Source organism: Pseudomonas sp. BS3767 (assembly GCF_900099665.1).
In the GTDB taxonomy this organism is placed as follows: domain Bacteria; phylum Pseudomonadota; class Gammaproteobacteria; order Pseudomonadales; family Pseudomonadaceae; genus Aquipseudomonas; species Aquipseudomonas cerasi.
In genome coordinates this window covers 1-2,239 of record NZ_FNCX01000020.1, presented here as the reverse complement: position 1 = coordinate 2,239, position 2,239 = coordinate 1, and the positions used below count along the sequence as shown (strand labels likewise).

1 protein-coding gene is annotated in these 2,239 nt (G+C 62.4%); it reads right to left on the bottom strand.

Annotated elements, in window-relative coordinates:
* A partial coding sequence (locus BLR16_RS27770) for a non-ribosomal peptide synthetase (protein ID WP_143012391.1) occupies positions 1 to 2,239 on the bottom strand: 2,239 nt, incomplete at both ends.

Below are 2,239 nucleotides of genomic sequence, written 5' to 3'. Positions count from 1 at the left end.
ACCAGCGTCAACGGCGTCTGCGCCGAGAGCCGGGCGTTCGCCACCTGACGTGCCAGACCTTGCAGCGTCGGCTCGGCAAACACATCCCGCAGTGCCACCTCGACTTCGAAGCGCTGACGCAGACGCGACACCAGTTGTACCGCCAGTAACGAATGCCCGCCCAGTTCGAAGAAGTGGTCGTGGCGACCGACACGCTCCAGCCCCAGCAACGCCTGCCAGATCTGCGCCAGCGCATGCTCGATGTCACCTGCCGGCGCCTCGTAACCGCGACTGGCATAAGCGTCGTCCTCCGGCGCCGGCAATGCCCGTCGATCCAGCTTGCCGTTTGGCGTTAGCGGGAAACGCGCCAGCGTTACGAAGGCACTCGGAATCATGTACTCCGCCAGCCCTTGCGACAGTTGCTCGCGCAACTGCGCCGCCGACAATACGGCACCTTCCTGCGCCGTCAGGTACGCCACCAGGCGTTTGTCGCCTGGACGGTGCTCGCGCACCAGCACCACCGCTTCCCTGACCCCAGGGCAAGCCGCCAACTGCGACTCGATCTCGCCCAGCTCGATCCGGAAGCCCCGAAGCTTGACCTGATCGTCGTTACGCCCCAGGTACTCGATATTGCCGTCCGCCAACCAGCGCCCCAGATCGCCGCTCCTGTACATCTGCGCCGCCGGCTCGGCACTGAACGGGTCGTCCAGGAAACGCTCCGCCGTCAGTTCCGGCAGATTCAGATAGCCACGGGCAACCCCCGCGCCGCCGATATGGATCTCGCCGCTGACCCCGATGGGCACCGGCTGGCCGTGTGCATCCAATAGGTAAATGCGTGTGTTGCCGATAGGGCGGCCAATAGGAATCGAGCGCGAATTGTCGGACAGCGCATGGATCTCATAGGTGCTGGCAAAGGTCGTTGTTTCCGTTGGTCCATAGCCATTGATCAGATGCCTCGGGCGATGGGCGCGGGACAAAACCTTCGCAACGCTCACTGGATCGAGCACATCCCCACCGACCAGGAGATATCGCAGCTTTGAGAAGGCAGCGGCGAGTACATCGACATATTCATTGAACAATCCAGCAGTCAACCATAAAGCGGTCACGCCACCTTCAATCAATATATGGTTCAAGCGCGCGGGATTGAGCAGCGTCGCCTGAGACACAACCAACAGTTTCGCCCCATTGAGCAGCGCACTCCAGATTTCCCAGGTCGAAGCGTCGAAGGCCGTATTGGCGCCATGCGCAACACAATCCTCTGTGGTGATCCTGGCATAAGGATTATTGATAACCAGACGCAGCACACTGCGGTGCTCAATCAGCACGCCCTTCGGCACTCCCGAGGAGCCGGATGTATACATCACATAAGCCGGCATTCTCGACGTCAGCCCCAGGGCATCAAGATCCGGATTGCCACACGGCAGCCCACCGGTCCCTGAGGACAGGTCCACGCTGTCCAACACGACCTGCGGCACATTTACCGCCGGCAGGCATTCCTGCAGCGCCGCTTGCACCAGCACTGCTACCGGCGCGCTGTCTTCCAGCATGTAGCGCAACCGCTCCGACGGATATCCATGATCCAGCGGCACATACGCACCGCCCGCCTTCAAAATCCCCAGCAAGCCCACCACCATTTCCAGGCTGCGCTGCGCACAGATCGCGACCCGATCATCCGGCTGGATACCCAGGCCGATCAGGTAATGTGCCAGTCGATTCGCCCGCGCGTTGAGTTCGCTATAGGTCAGGCTTCCGGCTTCATCGACCACCGCCAGGGCATCGGGCTGTTGTGCCGCCTGTTCCTCGAACAGTTGATGGAGCAACTTGTCCGCCGGGTAGGCCGCTGCCGTATCGTTGAACGACTCCAACACCTGCCGACGTTGCTCGCACGACAGCAGCGGCAGTTCTGCGACCGCTTGCTGGTCATCCGCCACCATGGCTTCCAGAAGTACCTGCAGGTGCCCCGCCATCCGCTCGATCGTCGCACGCTCGAACAGATCACTCGCGTATTCCAGAGAGCCGACCAACCCGCCATCCGCCTCGACCAGCGCAAGCGACAGGTCGAACTGGGCCGTCGTGTGCGGCGCTTGCAGCGGCTCCAGACTCAGCTCCGGCAGACTGAGTTCGCCGCCGCCCGGGGTGTTGTTCAGCGCCAGCATGACCTGGAAGATTGGGCTATGGCCCAGGCTGCGCGGTGGTTGCAACGCCTCCACCACCTGCTCGAACGGCAGGTCCTGATGCGCATGCGCCGCCAGCATGACCG